Annotated in this window: 2 protein-coding genes and 4 pseudogenes; 5 read left to right on the forward strand and 1 reads right to left on the reverse strand. The window is 69.3% G+C overall.

Going from position 1 to position 7115, the window contains the following annotated elements; all coding sequences use genetic code 11:
• The 5 genes and pseudogenes from PUR61_RS03350 to PUR61_RS03365 form a co-directional block, all read left to right on the forward strand.
• Positions 1-359: pseudogene (locus tag PUR61_RS03350) on the forward strand (hypothetical protein); the annotation flags it as partial.
• A 254-nt stretch (positions 360-613) separates the two neighbouring features.
• A complete protein-coding gene (locus tag PUR61_RS03355) occupies positions 614-1828 on the forward strand; it encodes a glycosyltransferase (protein ID WP_329875427.1) in 1215 nt (404 codons plus the stop codon).
• 525 nt (positions 1829-2353) lie between these two features.
• Positions 2354-2671: pseudogene (locus PUR61_RS45135) on the forward strand (IS630 family transposase); the annotation flags it as partial.
• A 609-nt stretch (positions 2672-3280) separates the two neighbouring features.
• Positions 3281-3550, forward strand: a pseudogene (locus tag PUR61_RS45140) (helix-turn-helix domain-containing protein); the annotation flags it as partial.
• Between the two features lie 866 nt (positions 3551-4416).
• Positions 4417-5160, forward strand: coding sequence for a GntR family transcriptional regulator (locus tag PUR61_RS03365; protein ID WP_329875429.1), 744 nt, complete (start codon positions 4417-4419; stop codon positions 5158-5160).
• 645 nt (positions 5161-5805) lie between these two features.
• Here PUR61_RS03365 and PUR61_RS45145 read toward each other — a convergent pair.
• Positions 5806-6863 (reverse strand): annotated as a pseudogene (locus tag PUR61_RS45145) (IS630 family transposase); the annotation flags it as partial.
• Positions 6864-7115 lie beyond the last annotated feature (252 nt).

The raw sequence follows: 7115 nt of genomic DNA on the forward strand, positions 1-7115 counted from the left end.
ACTCCGTCGTCCTGTTCGCCGACCGCGCGGCCGCCGCCGCCCCAGGCTTCACCCTCACACCCCACAACGCACAGGCCGTGGCCGACCTGTGCCGCCACCTCGACGGCCTGCCCCTGGCCATCGAACTCGCCGCCGTCCGCGCCCGCGCCCTGTCCGTCGAAGAACTCCTCCAACGCCAGAACGAGCACCACCAACTCCTCACCCGCCGCCAACACCACACCACCGCCCGCCACCACTCGCTACGCGCCACCGTCGACTGGAGCTACGACCTCTGCTCGGCCAGCCGCAGGACCGCCAGGCCCAGCGACGCCTGGCGGTCCCGCGCCACGCCCGGGAGGTCACCCGGAACGCCTCGCTGATCTGACAGCATTGCGGGATCAGCCGAACGGCTCCGACAAGCGGCACTAGCACTGAGGTGTTGACGGGTGCGGCTGACCAGGATCGCGAAGCACGTCCCGAAGACCCCTTCCCGAGTCGCCGCCGATCGCTTCCCGAAAGTGGAGTCGTGCCTGGTCAGCTGTCGGACCTCGTCAGATACGGCCGAAGGCGCGCTGAGGCGTCCCCTTGGCCCGGCGACGGTGACCGGGCGGCATCGGCGCAGGAGAATCGCCGCATGCGGATTCTGATCATCACTGCCGGTTCACGTGGAGATGTCGCGCCCTTCACGGGCCTGGGTCGGCGCCTGCTGGACGTCGGCCACCAGGTCGCCGTGGCCGCTCACCCATCCTTCGCCGCACTCGTCGCGGGGTGTGGTCTGGACTACCGTCCGGTGCCGGGCGACCCCCAGGGACTGATCCGGGACCTGTCCCGGGCGGCGTCACGGGAGGAGGCCCAGGCAAGAACAAGGGCGTACACGGACGGGCTCGCCGATGGCGTGGCGGAGGCCGCTGCGGGCGGTGCCGACCTACTGCTCACCGCCTTCGGCCCGTCACCGCTCAGCCTGACCGCCGGCGAAGCGCTCAACATCCCCGTCATCGGCACCTACCTCGCACCATCGTTCGCCACCGGACAGTTCCCGCTGCCCAACGCACGGGACACCGACGGCCTGGGACCGGAAGGCAACCTCGCCGCGGGCCGGGAAGTGCTAAGGCACGCGGACGGCGTCCTCGCCGGCTCCGTGACCCGGCTGCGCACCCGCCTCGGGCTACCGGCCGACGCGTCCTCGGCACCGATGGACATCCGGCCGGTCTTCCACGGCTTCAGCCCGCTGGTGGTGCCGCGCCCCGAGGACTGGCCCCCGCGGGTCGAAGTGGCGGGCTACTGGTGGCCCGCACGGCCGGACGGCTGGCAACCCCCGGCCGAACTGGTGGACTTCCTCCGCTCGGGTCCGTCCCCGGTGTTCATCGGGTTCGGCAGTATGGCGGTAGGGCAGGGGGAACGGCTCAGTGAGCTGGTGACCACGGCGGTGGAACGGGCAGGCGTGCGCGCGGTGGTGCAGGCGGGGTGGGCCGATCTGAATGGCTGCGGCGACGACGTCCTGGCCATCGGCGACGTGCCGCACGACTGGCTGTTCCCTCGCAGCGCCGCCGTCGTCCACCACGCCGGGGCCGGTACCACCGCAGCCGGGCTGCGGGCCGGAGTACCCGCCGTACCAGTACCCGTCATGGCCGACCAGCCGTTCTGGGCGTCTCGACTGCACAGCCTGGGGGTCGCCCCCCGGCCTCTGCCGTTCCAGAAGCTCACTGCCGAAGCCCTCGGCGACGCGATCACAGCCTGCTCATCCGATCCCACCTACCGCCGCCGCGCGGCCGAACTCGCCCAACGCATCGCCACGGAGGACGGTGCCGCCACGGTGCTCGCCCACATCGACTCAGGGGACGCCGGGTGAAATCCGAGAAATGCTCCACCACCGTGCTGCGGTACCAAGGTGCCCGAGGCACTCCGCCGCATCCGGTGCTGCCGAAACTCGCGAACAATTCGAACGCCATCGCCCCCCGGACGCCTCCCGCCCAGCAGCGACGCGACCTCCCCGGGCGAGTGCTGCTCGATGACGCAGTGCCAAAGCACCGTGCGCCAGCGCTCCGGCGGCGACTGATATGCCTCCGCCACCAGATGCCGTTCGGCCGCGGCAGCGAAGAGTTCGTCCGGCGAGAGCACCCGCTCCTGCCGGTCGACCCGGTCGCCGAAGTCGGAGGTGAGCAGGGTGCGCCGCGAGGCAGCCGACCAGGCCATCACCGTGTTGCGGACCACCGCCAGCAGGTACGGCCGCCAGTTCTCGGTGGGCCCCGCCCCGTCCGCACCGCCGCCAGGGTCCGGGCGAAGGCCTCGCTCGCCAGATCCTCCGCGCCATTACTGAGGATTTCGGGTTGTCGTCGGGTAGTGACGGTTCATGATCCCTGCGGTACGCCGTTGTGTGAGGTATCCGGCGGGTGGGGGCCTGACCGCTGCGCGTCGGGCGCTTCGTGGGGCGATCCGGTTCCAGACCGGGATGCGGTTCGCGGTGGGTGGGAAGACCACGGTGACCACAAAGGATCTGCGGGTGAGCGTGCGGTCGGTGGAACGCTGGCGCCCTGGCTGGCGCGAGGGCGGGATGGAGGCACTGCGCTCAGCAGGGCCGGCCAACTCCCCGACCGTCACCGCCGCCCAGTTCGCCGTGCTTGAGGAGGAACTCGGCAAGGGGCCGACCACGCATGGTTCCGCGGATGAGCGGTGGACGCTGGCCCGGGTGCAGTTCGAGGGCTGGGAGGAGGACGGGGACTCGGGTCCCGTGGTGCGCCACCACCCACGGGGAACTCCCCCGGACGGATCGGGACAGGTATCCGGGCAGGTAGTTCGACGCTACCCCGAGCTCCCGGCGGGGCCAAGACTCGGATACGCCCACCACGGGGACCGCGTACGGGGCCCGCCGATTGCGTCTCGGCTCCCTACCCGGATCAACCGTCCTCCGCCATTCACCAGCATCGAGGTGAAATGATCAAGTACCGTGCGCCTCTCAGGACGGGCCGCCTGTCGCTGACTTCGGCGCGTCAGGGTGACGGTGGCGTGTCGAGGGTCAGGCCGGTGCCGGCCATGAAGCCGTCGGGTACGGCATCACCCGTATCGGATCCAATGGGATCGGCAGCCCGACGAACGGCCAGGCGGCCGGTCGTCGGGCTGCCGGCCCCAGCATGGCCCGCGGCCGCACCAGCGGTTCTCGGGGACTCGCGGATTTCCGGAGAGTCCGCGGTGTGTCGCGGGGCATCGCGCCGTTGCGCGGCCAAGGGATCCGGATGCCTGGCCCCGTCGCGTTCGAACAGCGGGCGACGCCGCCCGCCCGCCCCCGGCACCTTCGGCCTGCCCGTCCCCGGCAGCCGTGGTGATCGGCAGGAAGTTCCACGTCTCCTACAGCGTGTCCGGGGCGACGAGGCTGATGCACAGGCTCAGTTTCAGCCCGCAAGTCCCCGCGCGTCGGGTCGCCGAGCGGGACGAGCAGGCTGTCACCGTGTGGAGGGAGGCGACTTGGGCGGAGGTAGACGAGCGCGGGCGGCCTGCGGGGGCTGCAACTGCTTCGAGGACTAGGCAGGCTTCACCCGCCGTCCGCCCCAAGGACGCACCTGTCGTGGGGGCAGGCGGCGCTCGCCCTGCTCACGAGGGCTTTGAGGCGCTTGTCAGCGGCGTTTCTGTTCCGCCGGATGATGTAGCGGCGGATCATGCTGCCCTGTGCCTCCCGGGCGCCGACTACCTGTCACTGGCGAAGGTCTCGGTCTACACCTCGCCCCGTGACCGTGGGCCCGAGGTAAGTAAAAAACCGTTGCCGCACCGATCATGACGGGTGATCGCGGGGTGATCGGCGCACATGAACAGGGCCATCGGGTGCAGCTTCTGGACGTTGAAGCCGGAGAGGCACCAGGGAGGCCCTGTTGTCGCTGTTGCCGACCCTGGCTGAGGCAACAGCTGTGGGGCACAGTCCCACCATTCGCCACTGAGCGGCGTAACAGTCGAATCACAAGGCGGGACGAAACTGCCGGTTCCCACTCTTTGCAGATGGTCCACCGACTTCGGGTGAGTGGCAGCAGTAGTCCTATCCGTCGTAAGAGGCGTGTCGGCATAGGACCAAGCTTGCGCCTCACTTGTCCGACCGGTCAGCGCCGACGGACCCCTATCCCCAAGGAACGGAATGTCTATGGTCACGCCCTCCCGCACGCCCCCGCCGGCCGCCAGTGCCACGGCCAGGGCCGGATCGAGCCCGCCCCGGTTCAGCGCGGCCCGCCCGTACACGCGCGCGGATGTGCTCCTCGAGCTCGCTGACGTGATGCCTATGTACGGACGGGCCGGTCAGGACAACGGTGAACCTTTCGTCGGCGGCCGAGCACCGGCGGGGGCGCTGGATCGGATCGATCAGTGAAGGATGTCGGTAAGGGCGTGGTCGTCGAAAGTCGTTGGCAGAAGCGGGAACGTATCCGGTCGTACCTTCTCGGGCTTGGCCAGGACCTGCGCATGGGCGAGCCTCTTCCCGTCGAGCGCCAGCTGTGTGCGGATCTTCAGGTGGCCCGCAACACACTGCGCTCGGTGGTGGACGAGCTGGTCCGTGACGGGATCCTGGTCCGCGAGAGCGGGCGCGGCGTCTTCGCGGCCCGGCCCAGGAATGTTCAACCCCGGACCCCGAACGGTGACGGTGCGGACCCCGGGACGGGCGGTGTGGACTGCGCCTGGACCAGCCTGACGGTCAGCTTCCGCACGATCGCGGCCGGGGCGAAGATCGGCGAACGCCTCCGGTTGTCGCCCGCTGCGGAGGTCCTGAGAATCGTCCGGCTCCGCATGCTCGACGGCACCCCGATCTGCGTGGAACGCCTCCATCTTCCACACGCCCTGGTCCCGCAGCTCAGCGCGGACGACCTCGAAGCCGGATCGTTCCTCGAGCTCCTGCACCTGACCACGCCGACCACCGCCGTTCAGACCATCCGACCCACGGTGGTCGACGAGGACGAGGCCCAACTGCTGACGATCCCCCTGCATGCGCCGGCACTTCTCGTCGAGCGGACCACCAGTGATGCCGACGGTGGGACGGTCGAGTACACCCAGTCCGTATACAGAGGAGACCGGTACCGCGTGCACGCCCGGCTGTCCCCGAGCAGCCGGCCGAACGGCGATCAGCTGTTGATCCGCTCCTGGTCCGGCACGTCCTCCGCCCCCGGGAACAACGCCCTGAAGCTCGACCCCTACTGGACCGCGCGATTCTGAGCCCGCCACATCATTGGTACTGACCGGGCTCGACGCTCCCGCCGGACCTTCGCCAAGGCACACCGGTGCGGGCCGGCGACGCTGCACCGGATACACCGGCGCCCGCGGTTGACCCCGGCACCGACAGTGCGCCCGCCAGCGGCAAATGGTACGCAGCTGACGATCACAGCTCCGTCGCCCGGCGTTGCCGGTGAACCGAGCCAGGATCCCCGACAAATCGGTGTGGACACGCCGAAGCGGGGCACCGGAGGCCCCGATCGGGGCCTCCGGTCGTTCTGGCACTCACGTGGTCCTGTCGCCGATCCGCCATACCCGAAGGCGGACCGCGAGAATGAGAGGGTCTGACTCCGACTGGGGGACGATGGTCAGCAGCATCGACAGTAGGGCCAGTCCGCTGGATGACGCCTCTCCGTCCTGGACTGTCGGTAACGAGTGAAACGAGGTTCTGGATCACTTTCCGGAAAGTGATCCAGAACCCGATTTCCGCCGTTGCCGACAGGGACCACTCGTCATGACGCGGCCACCTGACGTGCGCCGAAACGGGCCTGTCTGCTTGCCGGACTGGCGGCTCGCGACCCCGCGGGCAATCAGTGTCCATAGCTCCGACGCGTCGTGGGCGTCTCCCGATACTGACTTCGGCTTGTCAGGGTGACGTGGGGCGTCGAGGGTCAGGCCGGTGCCGGCTATGAAGCCGTCGAGGGTGTCGGGTCGGTCCTGGAGGCGTTTGAGCCGGTTACACACGAGGGCTTCGAGACGGTCGAGGACCATGCGAGCTTGGCCAGGCTGTGTTTCACGTGTGTCCAGACCCACTCCACGGGGTTGAGGTCGGGTGATGCGGGCAGGAGGAACACCGTCAGCCAGGCGCGCTCGGCGATCAAGGCGCTCATGGCGTGGGAGACGTGGGTGTTCAGGCGGTCCCAGACCAGCACGATCGGTGCCGTGACAAGCTGGTGGACGCCGTCGATCAGTGCGATGAAGTCACGCCCCCCATGCTGCGGCGCTCGCCCCTGCCCGCGGGGTGCGTGCGCAGGCGGTGGCACAGCCGGGTGCGGGGACCGGGCCGCATGGCGATCAACCCGGCTACGGACAGGCGTCCCGATCGGCGGCCGCTGACCGCCACGACCGGAGTACGGCCTCGCCGACCCCAGGTGCGTCCTCTGGGCGGACGGCAGGTCAAGCCTGCCTCGTCCTCGAAGCAGATGTCGCCCCCGCAGGCCGCCCGCGCACTTTTACCCCCGCCCAGGTCGCCTCCCTCCATGCGGTCACGACCTGATCTTCGCGCTCGGCGACCCGCCGCGCGGGGACCTGCGGGCTGAAACCGAGCCGGTGCATCAGCCTCGTCGTCCCGGAGACGCTGTAGGAGACGTGGAACTTCCTGCCGATCAGCGTAGCCACCCGCGCCGCGGTCCACACCTGGTCCTCCACCCAGCCGTGCGCGGCCGGACCCTGCTCCAGGTACACAACCAGTTTTCCAGACACCACGGTGACGGACGGCACCGAGATCCGCTCAGGCCACGGGAGGCCAGCTCCTCAACCCCGCCGTCTCGCCACAACTGGTGCCATTGGTAGGCCGACTTCTGACTCACCCGCAGCCGTCGCGCGACCTCCGGAGGCTGGACCTCCTGCTCGAACAGCTCGGCCGCCTGCATCCGAACCGCCTCCCGGCGGCGCTCACGCCCTGCGGCGGTCAGCCCGCCCCCCATCCGCAAACTCACACACCACGGATACAGCCACGCACCAGGCCCATCAGGAACTTCGCGAAGATTCAACCTGACGAGCCGAAGTCAGTAGCCCGCCCCCTCCAAAGGCCGACATGTCGGCAACGGGTGAAACGAGGACCACGAACGGCGGATCAAAAGCGGGCCGCTCTGCGATCTCTTGATCATCCTGGCTTCAATGCTTGGAGGTCAGGAGGAAGAGAGGGTGATCCGTGTGGAGGACTGGGCCGAGATTCG

Source organism: Streptomyces sp. BE20, assembly GCF_036322525.1.
Classification (GTDB): Bacteria; Actinomycetota; Actinomycetes; order Streptomycetales; family Streptomycetaceae; genus Kitasatospora.

What these genes read in the sequence shown, in the direction of transcription:
- PUR61_RS03365 (WP_329875429.1), top strand. Translation starts at nt 4,417, where the DNA reads ATGGGCGAGCCTCTTCCCGTCGAGCGCCAGCTGTGTGCGGATCTTCAG.
- PUR61_RS03355 (WP_329875427.1), top strand. Translation starts at nt 614, where the DNA reads ATGCGGATTCTGATCATCACTGCCGGTTCACGTGGAGATGTCGCGCCC.